The 19,541-nt window shown below is 67.6% G+C and carries 14 protein-coding genes; 10 read left to right on the top strand and 4 right to left on the bottom strand.

The genetic code is table 11. The features are described 5' to 3' along the window. The 5 genes from U5809_RS17640 to U5809_RS17620 all read left to right on the top strand — a co-directional run bounded on the left by U5809_RS17640 (position 1) and on the right by U5809_RS17620 (position 5,114). Entirely contained in the window at positions 1-1,050 is a 1,050-nt protein-coding gene (locus tag U5809_RS17640; RefSeq protein ID WP_322087480.1) for a formylglycine-generating enzyme family protein, read from the top strand. Continuing rightward, entirely contained in the window at positions 1,047-1,859 is an 813-nt protein-coding gene (locus tag U5809_RS17635; RefSeq protein ID WP_322087479.1) for a MetQ/NlpA family lipoprotein, read from the top strand. The genes U5809_RS17640 and U5809_RS17635 overlap by 4 nt, the downstream gene beginning before the upstream one ends. After that, a complete protein-coding gene (locus U5809_RS17630) occupies positions 1,853-2,827 on the top strand; it encodes a YkgJ family cysteine cluster protein (RefSeq protein ID WP_322087478.1) in 975 nt (324 codons plus the stop codon). Before U5809_RS17635 ends, U5809_RS17630 begins: the two co-directional genes overlap by 7 nt. Positions 2,828-2,892: 65 nt before the next feature. After that, positions 2,893-3,231 (top strand): antibiotic biosynthesis monooxygenase, encoded by a 339-nt coding sequence (locus U5809_RS17625; protein ID WP_322087477.1) that lies wholly within the window; start codon positions 2,893-2,895, stop codon positions 3,229-3,231. 185 nt (positions 3,232-3,416) lie between these two features. Then, positions 3,417-5,114, top strand: coding sequence for a hypothetical protein (locus tag U5809_RS17620; protein WP_322087476.1), 1,698 nt, complete (start codon positions 3,417-3,419; stop codon positions 5,112-5,114). Positions 5,115-5,202: 88 nt separating this feature from the next. Here U5809_RS17620 and U5809_RS17615 read toward each other — a convergent pair whose 3' ends face one another. Both U5809_RS17615 and U5809_RS17610 read right to left on the bottom strand, forming a co-directional pair. Beyond that, on the bottom strand, positions 5,203-6,069 hold the full coding sequence (locus U5809_RS17615; RefSeq protein ID WP_322087475.1) for a hypothetical protein: 867 nt from the start codon (positions 6,067-6,069) through the stop codon (positions 5,203-5,205). A gap of 154 nt (positions 6,070-6,223) precedes the next feature. Beyond that, positions 6,224-7,156, bottom strand: a complete 933-nt coding sequence (locus U5809_RS17610) for a LysR family transcriptional regulator (protein ID WP_282507716.1) — start codon at positions 7,154-7,156, stop codon at positions 6,224-6,226. A 206-nt stretch (positions 7,157-7,362) separates the two neighbouring features. Between U5809_RS17610 and U5809_RS17605 the strand changes: the two genes are divergently transcribed. The 4 genes from U5809_RS17605 (at position 7,363) to pdeR (ending at position 15,889) form a co-directional block, all read left to right on the top strand. Beyond that, positions 7,363-8,136 (top strand): putative hydro-lyase, encoded by a 774-nt coding sequence (locus U5809_RS17605; protein WP_282507715.1) that lies wholly within the window; start codon positions 7,363-7,365, stop codon positions 8,134-8,136. 82 nt (positions 8,137-8,218) lie between these two features. After that, complete coding sequence (locus U5809_RS17600; protein ID WP_322087474.1) at positions 8,219-9,517, top strand: MFS transporter; 1,299 nt, start codon at positions 8,219-8,221, stop codon at positions 9,515-9,517. Between the two features lie 120 nt (positions 9,518-9,637). Continuing rightward, positions 9,638-13,282 carry a hydantoinase B/oxoprolinase family protein gene (locus U5809_RS17595; RefSeq protein ID WP_322087473.1) on the top strand — a complete coding sequence of 1,215 codons (3,645 nt, stop codon included), beginning with the start codon at positions 9,638-9,640 and terminating at the stop codon, positions 13,280-13,282. Positions 13,283-13,885: 603 nt separating this feature from the next. Beyond that, entirely contained in the window at positions 13,886-15,889 is a 2,004-nt protein-coding gene (gene pdeR / locus U5809_RS17590) for a cyclic di-GMP phosphodiesterase (protein ID WP_282507713.1), read from the top strand. A 48-nt stretch (positions 15,890-15,937) separates the two neighbouring features. Here the strand turns inward: pdeR and U5809_RS17585 are convergent, their stop codons facing one another. After that, positions 15,938-16,801, bottom strand: coding sequence for a crotonase/enoyl-CoA hydratase family protein (locus U5809_RS17585; RefSeq protein WP_322087472.1), 864 nt, complete (start codon positions 16,799-16,801; stop codon positions 15,938-15,940). 466 nt (positions 16,802-17,267) lie between these two features. Between U5809_RS17585 and U5809_RS17580 the strand changes: the two genes are divergently transcribed. Then, the gene (locus U5809_RS17580) at positions 17,268-19,238 is read left to right on the top strand and encodes an APC family permease (protein WP_322087471.1); all 1,971 of its coding nucleotides are present in this window, start codon (positions 17,268-17,270) and stop codon (positions 19,236-19,238) included. 68 nt (positions 19,239-19,306) lie between these two features. On the opposite strand, the gene U5809_RS17575 is transcribed toward U5809_RS17580, so the two are convergent. After that, a complete protein-coding gene (locus tag U5809_RS17575; RefSeq protein ID WP_322087470.1) occupies positions 19,307-19,465 on the bottom strand; it encodes a hypothetical protein in 159 nt (52 codons plus the stop codon). Positions 19,466-19,541 lie beyond the last annotated feature (76 nt).

Genomic DNA, 19,541 nt, shown 5'->3' with positions numbered 1-19,541 from the left:
ATGCGGTTCCGCTTCTGGACGACCGGCGCGGCGCTCGCCGTCACGCTGTTCGCTGCCGCGTTCGCGGTGGGCTATGCGAATTCGGCGGCGCCGGCGGGCGGTGCATTCGACGACCTGAATCGCGGCCGCGCGCTTGCGCCGCTCGGTTCGGAACGCCAGTGCGAACGCTACTCGGGGCTGCCGGCGAAGTGGCGCGACGACCCGCAGGCCGGGATGGTGCACCTGCGCGGCGGTGCGTTCGTGTTCGGCAGCACGCGCGGCTATGCGGACGAGCGTCCGGTCGGCGACGGCCGCACGCGCGTCGGCGGCTTCTGGATCGACCAGACCGACGTGACGATCGCGCAGTTCGCCGCGTTCGTGCAGGCGACCGGCTACGTGACCGAGGCCGAGCAGCAGGGCGGCGCGGCGGTGTTCCACGTGCCGACGCGCGACGAGATGAATGCGCGCGACCTCGCGTGGTGGTCGTGGGTGAAGGGTGCGTCGTGGCGTCATCCGCGCGGGCCGGGCAGTGACGTCGAAGGGCTCGGCAACCTGCCCGTCACGCTCGTCACGCAGCGCGACGCGTTCGCGTATGCGCACTGGCTTGGCCGCGATCTGCCGACCGAAGCCGAATGGGAATACGCGGGCAAGGCCGGCCGCGACGATGCGTCGCTCGATGCGGCGCCGCGCGATGCGCAGGGCAAGCCGGCGGCGAACTACTGGCAGGGCGCGTTCCCGGTGCTCGACACGGCCGAGGACGGTCATGCGGGGCTCGCGCCCGTCGGCTGCTACGCGGCGAACGGCTTCCGGCTCTACGACATGATCGGCAACGCATGGGAATGGACGAAGGACGCGTACACGGGCCCGCATCAGTCGCACACGAACGGCGACACGGCGGCCGTCGCACCGCCGACACGCCGGCACGATACGCCGATGGTCATCAAGGGCGGCTCGTTCCTGTGCTCGCGCGATTACTGCGTACGCTATCGCGCGTCGTCGCGCGAACAGCAGGAAGCCGATCTCGGTGCGTCGCACATCGGCTTTCGCACGATTCTGAGGGATGCGTCATGACGAAGGGCTTCGTGCGATTCGTTTCGGTGTGGTTGCTGGCCGCATGCGGCGTCGTGCAGCAGGGATCGGCGGTGGCGGCCGACAGCGTTGCACCGGCGGTGCGCGTCGGCGTCACGCGCGGCGTGCATGCGCAGATCCTGGACGAAGTGAGGCGGGTTGCCGCCACGCGAGGGTTGGGGATCGACGTCGTCGAATTCGACGATGCGTCACGTATCGACACGGCGCTTGCCGACGGCCGGATCGACGCGGCCAGCTTCGAGGATGCGCAGCAGCTTGCCGCGACGCGCACGCAGAAGCGCTATGCACTGACCGACGTCGCGCCGACCGTCACGCTGCCGATGGCGTTTTATTCGCGCAAGCTGAAAAGCCTGAACGCATTGCAACCGGGCGCGACGGTCGCGCTTCCCGCCGATCCGCGCGGAATGGCACGCGCGCTCGTGCTGCTGCAGAACGACACGCTGGTGACGCTGCGCGAGAAGGCCGGCCTGCACGCGACGCTGCGCGACGTGACCGGAAACCGGCTTGGACTGAAACTCGTCGCACTGCGCCGTGACCGGCTTTACGCGGCGCTCGATACGGCCGCGTTCGTCGCGATCGACAGCGACGATGCCGCCCGTGCCGGGCTGCAACCCGCGCGCGACAGCATCAGCCTCGAGGATGCCCGCTCGCCGTATGCGAACGTGCTGACGGTGCGCGACGCCGATCGCGCGAAACCGTGGGTCGCGCAGCTCGTCGCCGCGTATCACTCGGACGACGTCGCGCGCTTCATCCTTACGCGCTACCAGGATTCGGTGCGGCGGCCGTGGTAGAGACTTATGGGCTTGCGTGCAATGCATGCGGACGCTGCTGCAACAGCGCGCCGACGCTGTCGTTGCGCGAACTGTTCCGGCATCGGCATCGCTTCGTCGGCGCGCTGACGATCCGTCGCGTGCCGAAGCGGCGGATCGGCGAACGCTGGCGTGCCGGCGGGCGCGAGCATGCGCTCGACGCAGACGATGTTGCGGCATCCGAAGCGCTGGCAGATCGGCTGTTCCATCGCATCGGCGGCGCGAATGGCGAATGGATCGCGTTGACGCTGCAGGGCTACGACTATCCGTCGCTCGGCCGTTGTGCGGCGCTCGCCGACGACGGCCGCTGCAGTGTGCACGCGGAGAAACCGTCGATCTGCGGCGCGGTGCCGCTCGATCCGATGTTGCCTGACCGGTTGCAGTCGCGCGTGCTTGCCGCACGGCGCGACGAAACGGCATGGCTGGGCGCGAACTGCATCGTCGAGGCGGGAGCCGCGCAGCCTTCCATCGAATCTTCCTTTCCGATTCCGCTGGTAACGGCCGGGCAGGTCGCGGATCGCGCGGCGCTCGACGCGCATCGCGACGCGCTCGTGTCCGAGCGTGCGGTGTGGCGCGATGCCGTGTTCGCCTCGTTGACCGATGGCGGGCAGGACGTGCGTCATGCGCTGTCGCGGCTCGCACCGGGCGGCTACCTGACCGTGTCGATCGTGCCCGTGCTGCTGGCCGTCGCATCGGCTTCCGCACGTTGCCGCGCGCTGTGCATCGACTTCATCGACGCGCAGCGTGCATTGATCGGTGCAAACATCGAAGCGGCGCTCGCACGCCGACGCGCCGACGATCGGCCTGCGACGCACGAGTTGCGCGGATTCGCGCAAGCGCTCGAACGTGCGCGGCATGCGCTTGCGGCGGCGCCGGCGCCTGCGGCCGGGGCGCGTGAAGACGCGTCATACATCGACGCATGGCTCGACACTGATCCGCCCACCGCGTAGCGATCGTGGCGCGCCGTGTGTGCCTTACACTTGGCGCTCTTTCAACCGTCTTCGATGGAGCGTGCATGTACGCGTCGACCTTCATTTTCCGTGCCGGGCAATATGACGACGAATTCCACCGGCTCGACCGGCAGATCGCCGACATGGCGCGTGCGACGCCCGGCTATCTGGGCGAGGAAACGTGGGAGAACGCCGAAGCGGGGCTGATCCAGAACGTCTATTACTGGGAATCGGAAGTGGCGCTGCAGCAGTTGATGCAGCATCCGGCGCATCTCGAAGCGAAGGCGAAGCAGGCGCGCTGGCTCGACGGCTATCGCGTCGTGATCTCGAAGGTGCTCCGTGAGTACGGCGACGGCAAGCTGGCGCAACCGCATGCGGGGCAATCCGCGTCGCCGGCTGTCTGATTCATTTCTTTCGAATTACGGATAAATAACAAAAAGAGGTGCAAGTCACACCCGTATTCGTCTGCGGGTTCCGGCGACATCGCGTGCAATCAATTCTTCATCAAGCATGGCTAAGGTGGCGTGGCTTCACGTCGTCAGTCTGTCCACAACAACATCCCCACCCGATGTCGTACGGAGCCTTGTCCATGCCGAATTTCGCGTTGTCCGCGATGCGCCGCCGCGCGCTGCGCGATCGAACCGTTCCCGTTGTCGCACTCACGCTGATCGCAGCGAGCATCGGCGCGCAGGCCGCCCCGAATGACGGCGGCGAAAGCCGCTTTGCACCGGGTTTCGTGCCGGGCTTCCTGGTGCTCAGCCGCAGCGTGTACGACAACGTGTCCGGCAACGTGCAACCCGGCGCGATCCTGCCGCCGAACTGCGCGAAGACTACCGGCGGTTGCGGCGCGGCTTCCGGCGCGCCGAACGACGGCACCTATCCGTACGTGTGGAACAACGACCGCTACGACGGCAGTTTCGGCATCACGTCGCGCATCTTCCTCGACCAGATCACGCCGGCGGGCGGCACCGTCAGCACCCTCGAAGTGCCGAACAGCCTGCAGAAAGGCTTCGCGCACGACCAGATGGTGACGAGCTTCAGCTCGAAGTCGGAACTCGGCCTGCACCTGTCGGCCGACGGCAACTACCTGACGTTCATGGGTTACGTCGCACCGGTCAACACGATCGACGTGTCGAACTCGAACACGCCGCTCGCGGTCGATACGACGAACCCGGACGGGCAGAACTTCTATCGCGCGATCGCGCGCGTCGATCGTCACGGCCATTTCCACTTCACCGAGACGAACGCGTACAGCGGCAACAACGGCCGCGCGGCGATCCTGAACAACCGCGACGGCCGCGAGATCTACTACACGTCGGGCAATGCCGGCAACGGTTCGAATCCGCAACCGGACAACGTGATCCTCGGCGCGGGCGCGCAGCTGATCGACGGCGCGAAGCACCACGAAGCGCAGCAGGATCCGGGCGTGCCGACGCCCCTCGCGAGCTTTTCGGTCACGGAACTCGGCGCGAAGGCCGACAAGATCGGCAAGGACGACAACTTCCGCGGCATCGCGGTGCACGACAACGTCGTGTACTACTCGAAGGGTAGCGGCGGCAACGGCGTGAACACCGTGTACTTCGTCGATACGACCGGCAACGCGTGCCCGTCGGGCGTCGGCGTGCCGTCGCCGAAGGCCGTGCTGCCGACGGCGCCGCTCGCGTACAACGCGGCGACGCTGCAGACAACGGGTTTGCCGAATAACATGTGCGTGCTGGCGGGCTTCCCGACCACGCCGAACAAGACCGCGACGACGCTCTCCTACCCGTTCGGGATGTGGTTCGCCGACGCGAACACGCTGTACGTCGCGGATGAAGGCGACGGCTACACGGGTGGCGCGGACCTGTACACGCATGCAGCCGCGCAGACGGGCGCCGGCCTGCAGAAGTGGGTGTACGACGCGGGCACGAAGCAGTGGAAGCTCGCGTACACGCTGCAGAACGGGCTGGACCTCGGCAAGCCGTATTCGGTGGCGGGTTATCCGCTCGGCAACAATGCGGCGACGGGGTTGCCGTGGGCGCCGGCGACGGCTGGCCTGCGCAACCTGACGGGCCGCGTCGAACGCGACGGCACGGTGACGATCTGGGCGGTCACGTCGACGGTCAGCGGCAACGGCGACGTCGGCGCCGATCCGAACCGGCTCGTCGCGGTGCGCGACGTGCTGCGCAACACGAGCGCGACGACGGCCGCCACCGAGCGGTTCGCGGTGCTGCGTACGGCGAAGTTTGCGGAAGTGCTGCGCGGCATCTCGTTCGCGCCGGGTACGGAAACGGGCCGGTCGCACTGATGGGGGCGATGCCCGGCTGAAGCCGGGCTCGGCAGGCACGGCCACGCGTTGCGGCGGCCGTGCCATCAGCAATGATCGACGCGCGCTTTCAGCCGGTGCGTTGCGTCTCGTCGTCCTTCGGCTCCGCTTGAACCGCACGCTCCCAGATCGGGAACGTCGCGTTCTGGATCGACGTCTGCGCGTCGATGACCTTGCGATGATCGATGCCGGGCAGGTCGAGCAGCCGGTCGACGGCTGCTTTCGCGCCTTCGGCGTCCTGCGGGAACCCGCACGCGAACTGCTTGTTCGCGTTGAACAGGATCCACCAGACATCCGACACGAACGGCCCCTGGTCGTTGGTTTCGATCAGGACCGCGCCGAGGTCGGACAGCGCGATCCCGCGTGTTGCGCCGGTCGGGTCGGTCGACTCGATGCGCGTGTCGGTTGCAGTCACGGTCCAGCCGCTTTGCCGGCCCGGCGGTCGGGCCGATAACGGTGCGGCATGCGGTTGCGCCGGGCGGCTGGTGCTTGCCGGTGCGGTAGCGGCAACCGCTTCGGCCGCAACGCTGTCGTTCCCTCCGAGACCATCGATCCACGGCAACACGGCGGCGCCAATCATCGCAGCAATCCACAGGTAGTACCCGGCGCCGAACGTGCTGATCTTTTCGTAGTTCGCGTCAGTCGGGATCGTGTGCCAGCCGATCGCGAACACCACGACCACGGCGAGCAGCGCGGACACGGTACGGTTCGGCCTGATCAGTGCGACGACGAGCAGCGGGTTGCCGAGCCACGCGAACTGCAGGTCGAGGATCGCGAGGCCGCCGAGCGCGAGCACCGTGTACCCGTGCCACCAGCTCACCACGCCGGCCGCATTCGGCGGTTCGGCCGCGACGGGCAGCAGCAGCGACGCGACATACAGCGCGACGATCATGGCGCGCGCGAGGTTCAGGCGGGGGGAAGCGGAGCGGATCGGCATGGTGCCTTCTTGTCGTGCGGGGGCATGCGAAGCGGTGAATGCCGGACGGCCGTGCCGTCATTCACGATGCGTAGCGCGAAGTGCAAACGCGCCGAAGGCGATTGTGGGCGATTCCCGCCGCGATGTCGAAAGCAGGTCATCCACCGCTGCAAAGTCAAAGCGCTTCAACCAACCGCCGCGTACTCTTCTCGCAATACTCATGACACGCCGCCCGTGCGGCAATCGACGCACCGTGCACGAACCTCGGCGCATCCGCCCGCCGCGACATCGACACGACGATCGACGGTGGCGACGGCTGCAGCGGCAGCTCGACAACCTCGCCGCTTTCGATCAGCGCATCGACGAACAGCACCGGAATCGCGGCGACGCCGAAACCGTCGCGCACCAACTGCACGATCACCGAGATCGACGGCGACCCGGTGATGCGCGTCTCCGACAGCGGCACGCCATGCGCGTGCGCGAGCGCGCGGACGATGTCTTCCAGCGCGCGATGGGGCGCGGTGCCGCGTCCGTAGGTCAGGATCGGCTGGCGCAGCACCTGCCGCGCGAGGCCCGTGCGCGTGTTCGGCAGCAGCCCCGCGCGCGCGATCCAGCGCACCGGGTAGTTCGCGAGCGCGTCGCACACGACCGACGCCTCGTCGCTGCCCTCGACGCGGATGATCAGGTCGAGCTCGCCGGCCATCAGCCGGCGCTGCAACACGACGCTCACGTCGACGGTCAGGTCGATTTCCAGCTGCGGATAGTCGGCCGCCAGCCGCCGCATATAGTGCGGCAGCCAGCTGTGCACGACGGTCTCGATCACGCCGAGCCGCAGCTTGCCGCGCAGCGCGCTTTCTCCGGACGCGGCGGCCTGCAGTTCCTGCGTGGCCTCGACCACGGCCTTTGCATAGCCGAGCAGGTACTCGCCGTTCGGCGTGAGCCGGAATTCACGACTGTCGCGATCGACGAGTACTGTCTGCAATTCGTCCTCCAGCGCCTTCAGGCGCTGCGAGATCGCGGCCGGCGTCGCGTGCAGCGCCGCGGCCGTCGTGCGGAAGTTGCGCAGCTTCGCGAGCGTGACGAAGGTTTCGAGAAAACGCGTGTTCATGGCGGATCGGGAGGACGATGAAGGCGCAGCTTGCCGGTGAGGAAAAGTGAACGGAGCAGGGGAAAACCCCGAGGTGTGTTAAGAAATTCTATACAAGAGACGCAAAAAAACTCGTTGGCGACAAAATTTTTTCTTTTCTATTCTTCGCCGTATCCGATGACACGCCACGGTCATCCCGACGCCATCCCGATTAGCGACCCGACACCATGACGCCTTCCGAATTCCGCCAGTCCGTGCGCCACGGCGCGTTCCGCGGCCCGACCGCCGGCCATTGCGGCCCGTTTGCGCAAGCGAACCTCGCGATCCTGCCCGACGCGTATGCGCATGATTTCCTGCGCTTCTGCCAGGCGAACCCGAAAGCCTGCCCGCTGCTGGGCGTCGGCGAACCGGGTGCGTTCCGGATCGACGCGCTCGGCGAGGATCTCGACATCCGCACCGACGTGCCGAGCTACAACGTGTACCGCGACGGCCGCCTGACCGAGCGCGTCGAGTCGCTGGAAGCGCTGTGGCGCGACGATTTCGTCGTGTTTGCGATCGGCTGCTCGTTCTCGTTCGAGGACATGCTCGCCCGCGAGGGGATCGGGCTGCGCCACGTCGAAGAGGGGCGCAACGTGCCGATGTACCGCACGTCGATTCCGAACCGCCGCGCGGGCATCTTCGGCGGCCAGCTGGTCGTGTCGATGCGGCCGATGCGCGGCGCCGACGCGATCCGCGCGGTGCAGATCACGAGCCGGTTCCCGGGCGTGCACGGCGCGCCGATCCATATCGGCCATCCGGGGGAACTCGGCATTGCCGATCTGAACGCACCCGAGTTCGGCGATGCAGTCACGATCCGCGACGGCGAGCTGCCGGTGTTCTGGGCGTGCGGCGTGACGCCGCAAACCGCGCTGATGGAGGCGAAGCTGCCGATCGCGATCGCGCATACGCCCGGCCACATGCTGATGACCGACATCACGAACGCGTCGCTCGCCGTATTCTGAATTCCGGGCCGGCAGACGGCCACGCACGACATACCGCACGCACGATCGCCATTCGAACGCGCATAACGACAGGAGCACCACCATGGAAAGCAAGACCCTCGCGGCACCCGCCGTGGAGCCCGCGAGCCCCGAGCGCAGCGGCCTGTTCTCGTGGTACGCCGATGCGCAGCCGCGCGAGCGCCGCGCGTTCTGGAGCTGCAAGGTCGGCTACATGCTCGACGGGATGGACACGCAGATGCTGTCGTTCGTGATCCCGACGCTCGTCGCGACGTGGGGCATCTCGCTCGCGGACGCCGGCTTCATCGGCACGATCACGCTGCTCGCGTCGGCGCTCGGCGGCTGGATCGCCGGCATCCTGTCCGACCGGATCGGCCGCGTGCGCACGCTGCAGCTCACGGTGCTGTGGTTCGCCGTGTTCACCGCGTTGTGCGGGCTCGCGCAGAGCTACCACCAGCTGCTCGCGGCCCGTGCGCTGATGGGCTTCGGCTTCGGCGGCGAATGGACGGCCGGCGCGGTGCTGATCGGTGAAGTGATCCGCGCCCGCGATCGCGGCAAGGCGGTCGGCCTCGTGCAGTCGGGCTGGGCGATCGGCTGGGGGCTGTGCGCATTGCTGTATGCGCTGCTGTTCTCGGTGCTGCCGGCCGAGCAGGCCTGGCGCGCGCTGTTCCTGGTCGGGCTCGCGCCCGCGCTGCTGGTCGTCGCGATCCGCCGCTACGTGAAGGAGCCGGACGTCTACGAGAAGGAGAAGGCCGCGCAGGCAAAAGTGGCCGATGCGCCGCGCCTGACCGAGATCTTCGCGCCGAAGCTGATCACGACGACGCTGCGCGCTGCGCTGCTGACCACCGGCGCGCAGGGCGGCTACTACGCGATCACGACGTGGCTGCCGACCTTCCTGAAGACCGAGCGTCACCTCACGGTGATGGGCACCGGCGGCTATCTCGCGATGATCATCTTCGGTTCGTGGGTCGGCTACCTGACGAGTGCGTACCTGACCGATCGCCTCGGCCGCAAGCCGAACTTCATCCTGTTCGCGGTCGGCTCGATGGTGATCGCGTTCGCGTACACGTCGCTGAACCTGACCAACGCGTCGATGCTGTGGCTCGGCTTCCCGCTCGGCTTCTTCGCTTCGGGCATCTTCTCGGGGATGGGCGCGTTCCTCACCGAACTGTTCCCGACCCGCGTGCGCGGTTCCGGCCAGGGCTTCTGCTACAACGTGGGCCGCGCGATCGGTGCGCTGTTCCCGTTCCTGATCGGCGCGCTGTCGAAGCAGTACGGGCTCGGCACGAGCATCGGCATCTTCGCGGTCGCCGCATACGGCGTGGTGATCGTCGCCGCGCTGACGCTGCCCGAGACCCGCGGCCGCGAACTCGACGCCGCGTAAGCGGCAGGGCGGCCGGCCCTTCGTTTTTCTTCCCCTTTCATCGAGACCGTGACACGGCGCGCGACGCGCGCCGTGCGGCGGCGCTCGTCCCTCGATTCCACGACGCATCGACCCGACATCATGACTGACCGACACCTTTCCACCGTTCCCTCCGACGCCGCACGCTGGCAATTCTGGATCGACCGCGGCGGCACCTTCACCGACATCGTCGCGCGCCGGCCCGACGGCACGCTCGTCACGCACAAGCTGCTGTCGGAGAACCCCGAGCAGTATCGCGACGCGGCCGTGGCCGGCATCCGCCACCTGCTCGGCCTCGCGGCAGGCGAGCCGATCACGCCCGCGCACGTCGACATGGTGAAGATGGGCACGACGGTCGCGACCAACGCGTTGCTCGAACGCAAGGGCGAACGCACCGCGCTCGCGACGACGCGCGGCTTTCGCGACGTGCTGCGCATCGCTTACCAGAACCGGCCGCGCCTGTTCGACCTCGACATCGTGCTGCCCGATGCGCTGTACGAAACCGTCGTCGAGATCGACGAGCGCGTCGGCGCGCATGGCGACGTCGTCGTGCCGCTCGATGTTCAGGGTGCCGAAGCGTCGCTGCGCGGCGTGTTCGACAGCGGCGTGCGTGCGCTCGCGATCGTGCTGATCCACGGCTACCGTTACACCGCGCACGAACGCGCGCTGGCGGAACTCGCGCGCCGCATCGGCTTCACGCAGGTGTCGGTGTCGCACGAGGTGTCGCCGCTGATGAAGATGGTGTCGCGGGGCGACACGACCGTCGTCGATGCGTACCTGTCGCCGATCCTGCGCCGCTACGTCGAGCAGGTCGCGCACGAGATGCCGGGCGTGAACCTGCAGTTCATGCAGAGCAGCGGCGGGCTGACGCGTGCCGATGCGTTCCAGGGCAAGGACGCGATCCTGTCGGGTCCGGCCGGCGGCATCGTCGGGATGGTGCGTGCGGCGCGCGCGGCCGGCTTCGGCCAGGTGATCGGCTTCGACATGGGCGGTACGTCGACCGACGTGTCGCACTACAACGGCGAGTTCGAGCGCGAGTTCGAGACGCAGGTGGCCGGCGTGCGGATGCGCGCGCCGATGATGAGCATCCACACGGTCGCGGCCGGCGGCGGCTCGGTGCTGGGCTTCGACGGCGCGCGGCTGCGCGTCGGGCCCGAATCGGCCGGCGCGAACCCGGGGCCGGCCGCATACCGGCGCGGCGGCCCGCTGACGGTCACCGACTGCAACGTGATGCTCGGCAAGATCCAGCCCGATTATTTTCCGCGCGTGTTCGGCCCGCATGCGGACGAACCGCTCGACCGCGACGGCGTGGTCGCGAAGTTCGCGGCGCTCGCCGACGAGATCCACGCGGCGACGGGGCGGCGCGAGACGCCCGAGGCGCTGGCCGAAGGCTTCCTGGAGATCGCGATCGGCAGCATGGCGAACGCGATCAAGAAGATTTCCGTGCAGCGCGGCCACGACGTGTCGCGTTACGTGCTGACGACGTTCGGCGGCGCGGGCGGCCAGCACGCATGCGGTGTGGCCGACGCGCTCGGGATGACGCAGGTGTTCGCGCATCCGCTCGCGGGCGTGCTGTCCGCCTACGGGATGGGTCTTGCCGACCAGACGGCGATGCGCGAGCGCGCGGTCGAGGCCGTGCTGTCCGACGCATCGTTGCCGGCGCTGAACGCGGCGCTCGACCGGCTGGCCGACGAGGCCGTCGGCGCGCTGCTCGAACAAGGGGTGCCGCCGGAGCGGATCGCGACCGAGCGGCGCGTGCACCTGCGTTATCAGGGCACCGATTCGGCGCTCGACGTGCCGGCCGGCAGTGTCGACGCGATGCAGCAGGCGTTCGAGGCCGCGTACCGGCAGCGCTACGCGTTCCTGATGCCCGGCACGCCGCTCGTCGCCGAGCTTGCGTCGGTCGAGGCGATCGGCCGTTCGGACGCGCCGGTCGACATCGCGTCGCTGGCGCCGCGCGGGGCGGGCGATGGCGCGACACCCCGCGCCGATTCCGCGGTGCGCTTCCATTCTGGCGGCCGGTGGCACGACGCGGCGCTGTACGTGCGCGACACGCTGCTGGCCGGCGACGTGATCGACGGCCCGGCGATCGTCGCGGAGAAGAACGGCACGACCGTCGTCGAGCCCGGCTGGCGGGCGGAGATGACCGCGCAGGGCAACCTCGTGCTGACGCGCACGACGCCGCTGCCGACGCGCCGCTCGCTCGGCACCGACGCCGACCCGGTGCGGCTCGAGATCTTCAACAACCTGTTCATGTCGATCGCCGAGCAGATGGGGCTGCGGCTGCAGAACACCGCGTACTCGGTGAACATCAAGGAGCGGCTCGACTTCTCGTGCGCGATCTTCGACGGCGACGGCAACCTGATCGCGAATGCGCCGCACATGCCCGTGCACCTCGGCTCGATGGGCGAGAGCATCCGCACGGTGATCGAGCGCAACCGCGGCCGGATGCGCGACGGCGACGTCTTCATGCTGAACGACCCGTATCACGGCGGCACGCACCTGCCGGACGTGACGGTCATCACGCCGGTCTTTGCCGACGGCTCGGATACGCCGCTGTTCTACGTCGGCTCGCGCGGCCACCACGCGGACATCGGCGGCACGACGCCCGGCTCGATGCCGCCCGATTCGACGCATATCGACGAAGAAGGCGTGCTGATCGACAACTGGCAGCTCGTGTCGGCCGGCGTGCTGCGCGATGCCGAAACCCGCGCGCTGCTCGCATCGGGCCGCTACCCGGCGCGCAACGTCGAGCAGAACATGGCCGACCTGCGCGCGCAGGTCGCCGCGAACCAGAAGGGCGTAGACGAACTGCGCCGGATGGTTGCACTGTTCGGCCGCGACGTCGTGCTCGCGTTCATGGGGCACGTGCAGGACAACGCGGAAGAGGCCGTGCGGCGCGTGATTGGCGCGCTGCAGGACGGCGCGTATCGGTATCCGCTCGACAACGGCGCCCAGATTCGCGTCGCGATCCGCGTCGACCGCGCGGCGCGGTGTGCCGAAATCGACTTCACCGGCACGTCCGCGCAGCTCGACAACAACTTCAATGCGCCGAAGGCCGTCTGCATGGCCGCCGTGCTGTACGTGTTCCGCACGCTGGTCGGCGACGATATCCCGCTGAACGCCGGCTGCCTGAAGCCGCTGACGGTGATCGTGCCGGCCCGCTCGATGCTGAACCCCGAGTATCCGGCGGCCGTCGTGTCGGGCAACGTCGAAACGTCGTCGGCCATCACCAACGCGCTGTACGGCGCGCTCGGCTGCGTCGCGTCGAGCCAGGGAACGATGAATAACTTCACGTTCGGCAACGCTCAATACCAGTATTACGAGACGATCGCGGGCGGCAGCGGTGCCGGCGACGGCTTCGCGGGCGTCGGCGCGGTGCAGACGCACATGACGAACTCGCGGCTGACCGATCCGGAGGTGCTCGAATGGCGCTACCCGGTGCGGCTCGACTCGCACCGGATCCGCGCCGGTTCGGGCGGTGGCGGGCACTGGCGCGGCGGCGACGGCGCGGTGCGGCGGATCCGCTTCCTGGAGCCGATGACCGCGTCGATCCTGTCGAACAACCGGATCCACGCGCCGTTCGGCGCGGCGGGCGGCGAAGCCGGCGCGCTCGGCCGCAACACGATCGAGCGGGCGGACGGCACGGTCGAGGCGCTCGACCACATCGGCCGTGCGCAGATGGCGCCGGGCGATGTGTTCGTCGTCGAAACGCCGGGCGGCGGCGGCTACGGCGCGGCGGGCTGACCGGTGCAACCGGCGCGGATGCCCGCGCCGGTCGCCCACGCCGGTCGCCCGAGCCGGTCGCCCACGCCGGTCGCCCGAAAAACATTGCAACGGACTGTGGAATAAAACAACGAATTCACGCACAAACGGAATCAAAAATGACGGAAAACCGGATCGCCTGGACGCGATCCGACCCTGTCCGAACGGCGTCTCCGCCGCAGTATCCCGATTTGGTGGAGCCGCCCACAAACCCATGACTGGAAAGGCATTCAGCCGATTCAACCCGATTCGTCCCGCAGTGCCGCATCCGGTCTTTTGGATGCCGCCAATCATGAAAAATCCGGCTTGCCAATCGAGTCCCGATTCCTTGACACTCTGCTCTAAATGTGAGTGCCAATACTCATCGTCATTTGATAAGATGGCTATCATCATTCGTTAGGCAGAACCTGCGCGCATTCACGCGCGAACGCCGGGTCGCATTAGCTGGAAACAAGTACGGGACGAGGACTGCTGTTACCGCAATCACGGCTGGCTTGCCGGGCACGCGCACTGCGCGTCCCGGGAAGGCGGTCGGCCCACTCGCCTCCGTCTACACTGTGCGTTTTTTCTGGATCGGGGCGCTCCATGGATGACGAAAACGATAGCGCGGTGCTCGAGGCGCATGTCGGTACGCGCAGCCCCTGCTGGCGTCTCGGCAGCGACAGCAACGCGCTCGAACTGGCCGCCGTGCGCGGCCTGACCAACGTCGCCGTTGCATTGACGGGCGAGCAGGCCGCGCGCATCCGGGCGCTGACGGGCGTCACGTCGCACCTCGTGCTCGACATCGCGCTGTTCGGTAATCCGATCAGCCTCCATCTCGTCGGCAAGAAGCTCAACACGACCGACTGGGCCGGCACGGCCTCGGCCTATTCCGATACGGTGTCCGTCGCGGGCGATCTCGCGCACGGGCTCGCGTTTGCCGAGCAGGTCGTGTCCGAAGTGAATTCGCTCGTCGTGATCCTCGACCGCAACGGGATGGTGCAGCGCTTCAACCGCCTGTGCGAGGAAGTGACGGGCAAGCGCGAGGTCGACGTGATCGGCCGCAGCGCGTTCGAGCTGTTCATGAGCCCCGAGCAGGGCGCGCAGTCGCGCACCAACATCACGGGCTTTTTCGCGAGCAACCAGTCGTACGCGGTCGAGCGCTACATCAACACGGTCAACGGGCCGCGCCTGTTCCAGTTCCGCAACAAGTTCGTGCAGAGCGGCAGCGGCATCGAAGAGCAGTTCCTGATCTGCTCGGGCATCGACATCACCGAGGAGCGCAACGCGCAGCATCGGCTCACCGAACTCGCGAACACCGACGTGCTCACCGGGCTGCCGAACCGCCATGCGATCAGCGAGCGGATCCGCGCGGCGATCGACGCGGAGAGCCCCGACACGCGCGGCCAGGTCGGCATCCTGTTCCTCGACCTCGACAACTTCAAGCGCGTCAACGATCACTACGGGCACATTACCGGCGACCGCCTGCTGCAGGACGTATCGTCGATCATCAGCGGCTGTCTGCCGTCCGGCGCGACGCTCGCGCGGCTCGGCGGCGACGAGTTCCTCGTGCTGTTCGAGCACGGCACGCGGCCGCTGCTCGAAGCGACCGCGCAGATCATCCTCGAGCGGCTGCGCACGCCGATCCATCTCGGGCTGATGGAGGTCTATACGAGCTGCTCGATCGGCATCGCGATGCATCCGCAGCACGGCGATTCGCTCGAGACGCTGATCCGCAGCGCCGACACCGCGATGTACGTCGCGAAGGAAGAAGGCAAGCATACGTACCGCGTGTTCTCGCTGGAGATGAACCAGAAGGTCGCGAAGTACATGTGGCTCGACACGAACCTGCGCAAGGCGCTCGAGGAAGAGCAGTTCGTGCTGCACTACCAGCCGGTCGTCGATATCGCGACGGGCGACGTGAACGGCGTCGAGGCGCTGATCCGCTGGCAGTCGCCCGATCGCGGGCTCGTCGCGCCGGTCGAGTTCATCCGCTTCGCGGAGGAATCGGGGCTGATCGCACCGCTCGGGCGCTGGGTGATGCGCACCGCGGCCGCGCAGGCCGCCGCGTGGAAGGCGAAGGGGCTAGGCATCCGGATCGCGGTGAACCTGTCCGCGCGGCAGTTGCAGGACATGAACATCGTGCACCAGTTCGCTTCGATTCTCGACGGCGCGGGGCTGAAGCCCGGCCTGCTCGACATCGAGCTGACCGAGAGCTGCTTCATCGAGGACGAGGAGGCGGCGATCGGGCTGATGCGGCAGTTCCGCCAGCTCGGCGCGGAGATCCATCTCGACGATTTCGGCACCGGCTATTCATCGCTGTCGCAGTTGTCGCGCCTGCCGCTCGACGCGATCAAGCTCGACCGCACCTTCATCACGGGCATCGACCGCAACCCGCGCTCGCAGGCGCTGGTGCGCTCGGTCGTGTCGCTTGCGAAGGCGCTGAATTTCGCGGTGGTCGCCGAAGGCGTCGAAACGCATGCGGAAGCCGATTTCCTCAAGCAGCTCGACGTCGATCACGCGCAGGGCTACTACTACGCGCGGCCGATGCCGGCGCAGGCGTTCGAGGCGTGGCTCGCGGAGACGAGGAAGCTCAGGCTGATCGCCTGAGCCTCGTTCATGAAAAGGCGCCGCCCGCAAGCGGCGGCGCCCGTCGCATTACACCGTGCGCAGCTTCGACACGCGCCGGTTCTGCAGCATCACCAGGCGTTCCATGTACGCGAGGTCCTTCGGCTCGATCGTGAACGCCGCATGCACCCATGCTTCGGTGATGTCCATCAGCTCGGAGCGCGATAGCTGGAACACCCGCTCGCGGGCGCGCAGCATCGCGCGCACGCCGTTCAGCTTCGGCTTCGTCACGTCGATGAAGGTGCGCGTCGCGAGATACGCGTCGCCCGCATCGAACGTCTGGTCGATCAGGCCGCGATCCTCGTACCACTCGGATGCATGCGCTTCACCGGTCGCGATCAGTTGCTCCGCGAGGCTCCGATCGGCCTTGCGCGCGACGAGCGAATAGCCGCCCATGCCCGGGAACAGGTTGAACGCGATCTCCGGAAACCCGAGCTTCACGCCCTTCTGCGCAAGCACGTAGTGGTGCGCGAGCGCGGCCTCGAAGCCGCCGCCGAGCGCGCTGCCCTCGACCATCGCGATCGAGATCGCCCCGGTGCCGAAGCCCGTGTAGATCTCGTACACGCCGTCGATGCACGAGCGCGCGTAGGCCATCAGCTGGTCGCGCCGGCCGCTGCGGATCGCGTCGACGAAGAAGCTCAGGTCGCCGCCGACGTTGAACAGCTCGGGGACGAGCGAGCCCGTCACCCAGAAGTCGAACCTGAGGCCCGAGTCGCGAGCGACGCGCGCGAGATGGATGATGTCGGTAACGAGTTGTTGGTTAAAGCACGGCCGCGGCTCCGATCGCAGCATCATCCACATGACATTACGGCCCTCTTCGTAAAAGGCAGTCAGTTGCGACAGTTCGCCGGCTTCGTAAAACGGGCGGCACGCCGGATGGGATTGGAGTTGCATGGTATGTCCTCGTGAGATGTGGTTTTTGAAGACCGCCGCGCCCGGCGCCATGCGGGAAATGGGTTGCCCGCAGGGGCCGGGCGCGAGGCATCGCCATTGTTGCGCGCGCACAAAAGACGAACTGCGGGGAACAACGCACGACCGGGACGCGGGCAGCGATTGCGTTCAGGCGAGTGGGACGGGAGGCGGCGGGCGGACGGACCGGGATCGGGAGGCCGCGGCCGGCGGGCCCAACGCGGCTGGTACGGGCGGGAAGCGCGGCCGGCGGCGGGTTCGCCGGCTCGCGCACACGTGTTCAAACGGCCGTTCCAGTGCACGACCGCCGGCGCCGTGCGCTTACACGCTGAAAGCGGCGTCAGGCCGGCAGTCGGGGCCTATGGAATGTGCGGACTGGCGCCGCGCGCGTGCGTCGATTAGCTTTAAAGGATCACGCCGCGCGTGGCACCCGGCGTTCCGGGAGGGGACCATGACCGCATTCCAGAAGGTGTGGCAGCTGCTGGTCGGAAAACCGCTGGACCCGCTCGATCCGCGCACGCGGCATGCGATCGCCGTGACGCCGCTCCTGGCCTGGGTCGGGCTCGGCGCCGACGGGCTGTCGTCGTCGTGCTACGGCCCGGAAGAGGCGTTCCTCGCGCTCGCGCACCACACGCCGCTCGCGCTGTTCCTCGCGCTTGCAACCGCGGCGACCGTCTTCATCATCGCGCTCGGCTACAACCAGGTGATCGAGCTGTTCCCGACGGGCGGCGGCGGCTATCGCGTCGCGACGTCGCTGCTCGGGTCGAAGCCGGGGCTGGTATCGGGCGCCGCGCTGCTGGTCGACTACGTGCTGACCGTCGCGACGTCGCTCGCGAGCGGCGTCGACGCGTTCTTCAGCCTGCTGCCGGCCAGTGCGCAGGCGTTCAAGCTCACGACCGAGATCGTGCTGATCCTGCTGATGACCGGGCTCAACTTCCGCGGGATGCGCGAATCGATCATGGTGATGCTGCCGATCTTCATCGGCTTCGTCGTGCTGCATTTCGGGCTGATCGTGTATGGCGTCGCCGTGCACGGCAGCAACCTCGCGATGATCGTGCCCGACGCCGTGCGCGAGGCGCACGGCATGTCGCAGTCGGTCGGCGTGTTCGTCATGCTCGCGTTGCTGATGCGCGCGTTCTCGCTGGGCGGCGGCACCTATACCGGCCTCGAGGCCGTATCGAACAACGTGAACATGCTCGCCGATCCGCGCGTGCCGAACGGCAAGGTGACGATGTGGTACATGTCGACGTCTCTCGCGTTCACGGCCGGCGGCATCATCCTGCTGTACATGCTGTGGCACGCGCGGCCCGTCGAAGGCGAGACGCTCAACGCGGTCGTGTTCGGCAGCGTGATCGATCATCTCGGGCTCGGCTCGGCGTTCGCGCGCCATGCGCTGCTCGCGGCCGTGCTCGCGTTCGAAGCCGGGCTGCTGCTGGTCGGCGCGCAGACGGGCTTCCTCGACGGCCCCGCCGTGCTGTCGAACATGGCGTCCGATTCGTGGGTGCCGCGCCATTTCCGCGACCTGTCGACACGCCTCGTGCGGCAGAACGGCATCATCGTCGTCGGCCTGTCGAGCCTGCTGATCCTGCTGTGGACGCACGGCAACGTCGACGTGCTCGTCGTGCTGTACAGCATCAACGTGTTCCTCACGTTCAGCATGTCGCTGCTCGGGCTGTGCACGTACTGGTGGCGACACCGCAGCGAGCGCGGCTGGCTCAAGCATTTCCTGCTTTCCGCGCTCGGGTTGAGCGTGACGGCGACGGTGCTCGTCATCACGCTGATCGAGAAGTTCACGGCGGGCGGCTGGCTCACGGTGCTCGTGACGAGTGCGGTGATCGCGCTGTGCTTCATGATCAACCGCCACTATGCGGATACGCGCACGCAGCTCGCGAAGGAGGACGCGCTGTTCTCCGGCAAGCCGCCCGAAGTGGACGAGGCCACCGCGCCGGGCAAGCCCGACCCGTCGCAGCCGACCGCCGTGCTGCTGGTCGGCAAGCATCGCGGCGCGAGCATGCACGCGCTGCTGTGGGTCAACCGGCTGTTTCCCGGCCACTTCCGCAATGTGATCTTCCTCGCGGTCGGCGAAGTCGATGCGAAGGCGTACGACGGGCACGAACATCTCGAACGGCTGCGCCACGCGATCACCGAATCGCTCGACTACTATGTCGCGCACTGCCGCCGCAACGGCATCGCGGCCGACTACAGGATCGCATTCGGCACGAACCCCGTCGTCGAATTCATGAACCTCGCGTCGTCGACGCTCGACGACTATCCGAACGCGGTGTGCTTCGCGAGCAAGCTGATCTTCCGGCGCGTGAATTTCCTGACCGCGTGGCTGCACAATCAGACGCCGGTCGAATTGCAGGCGCGGCTGCATGTCGAGGGCAAGCAGATGGTGTTGCTGCCGATGAATGTCGGCTAGCATCGCGGCACGCACACGCTCGCTTGACGTGGTGCGGCAAGCGCGTGGGCGACTGCCGGTTGCAGCCGTCAGGGCTGATGATGCCGATGCGGGCGGTGAGGCCGCCGTAGCGGTGGATGACGGAATTTGGCCCGCAGCCGGTCGCGCTCCGGACGCTTGACGAAGAACAGCACGGCGAGCGCGACAAACGCCAGCAGTACGACGACTTCCACGATCCCGTTTTCCATGATGCCTCCCGGTCGCAGGCGTGCGATCCTTCGTCAGCGTTCGGCGATCGGGCGTATGCCGGTGGCTGCACGCGAC

The sequence above is a fragment of the Burkholderia sp. BCC1999 genome, assembly GCF_905339975.1.
Taxonomy (GTDB): Bacteria; Pseudomonadota; Gammaproteobacteria; order Burkholderiales; family Burkholderiaceae; genus Burkholderia.
Note: the sequence above shows the minus strand (reverse complement) of the source record. Positions and strands in the feature narration are given on the sequence as shown.

Excerpts from the sequence above, each read along its gene's own strand:
- U5809_RS17595 (WP_322087473.1), top strand. The coding sequence starts at position 9,638 with ATGACTGACCGACACCTTTCCACCGTTCCCTCCGACGCCGCACGCTGG.
- U5809_RS17600 (WP_322087474.1), top strand. The coding sequence starts at position 8,219 with ATGGAAAGCAAGACCCTCGCGGCACCCGCCGTGGAGCCCGCGAGCCCC.
- U5809_RS17605 (WP_282507715.1), top strand. The coding sequence starts at position 7,363 with ATGACGCCTTCCGAATTCCGCCAGTCCGTGCGCCACGGCGCGTTCCGC.
- U5809_RS17620 (WP_322087476.1), top strand. The coding sequence starts at position 3,417 with ATGCCGAATTTCGCGTTGTCCGCGATGCGCCGCCGCGCGCTGCGCGAT.
- U5809_RS17615 (WP_322087475.1), bottom strand. The coding sequence starts at position 6,069 with ATGCCGATCCGCTCCGCTTCCCCCCGCCTGAACCTCGCGCGCGCCATG.
- U5809_RS17625 (WP_322087477.1), top strand. The coding sequence starts at position 2,893 with ATGTACGCGTCGACCTTCATTTTCCGTGCCGGGCAATATGACGACGAA.
- U5809_RS17580 (WP_322087471.1), top strand. The coding sequence starts at position 17,268 with ATGACCGCATTCCAGAAGGTGTGGCAGCTGCTGGTCGGAAAACCGCTG.
- U5809_RS17610 (WP_282507716.1), bottom strand. The coding sequence starts at position 7,156 with ATGAACACGCGTTTTCTCGAAACCTTCGTCACGCTCGCGAAGCTGCGC.
- U5809_RS17585 (WP_322087472.1), bottom strand. The coding sequence starts at position 16,801 with ATGCAACTCCAATCCCATCCGGCGTGCCGCCCGTTTTACGAAGCCGGC.
- U5809_RS17640 (WP_322087480.1), top strand. The coding sequence starts at position 1 with ATGCGGTTCCGCTTCTGGACGACCGGCGCGGCGCTCGCCGTCACGCTG.
- pdeR (WP_282507713.1), top strand. The coding sequence starts at position 13,886 with ATGGATGACGAAAACGATAGCGCGGTGCTCGAGGCGCATGTCGGTACG.
- U5809_RS17635 (WP_322087479.1), top strand. The coding sequence starts at position 1,047 with ATGACGAAGGGCTTCGTGCGATTCGTTTCGGTGTGGTTGCTGGCCGCA.
- U5809_RS17575 (WP_322087470.1), bottom strand. The coding sequence starts at position 19,465 with ATGGAAAACGGGATCGTGGAAGTCGTCGTACTGCTGGCGTTTGTCGCG.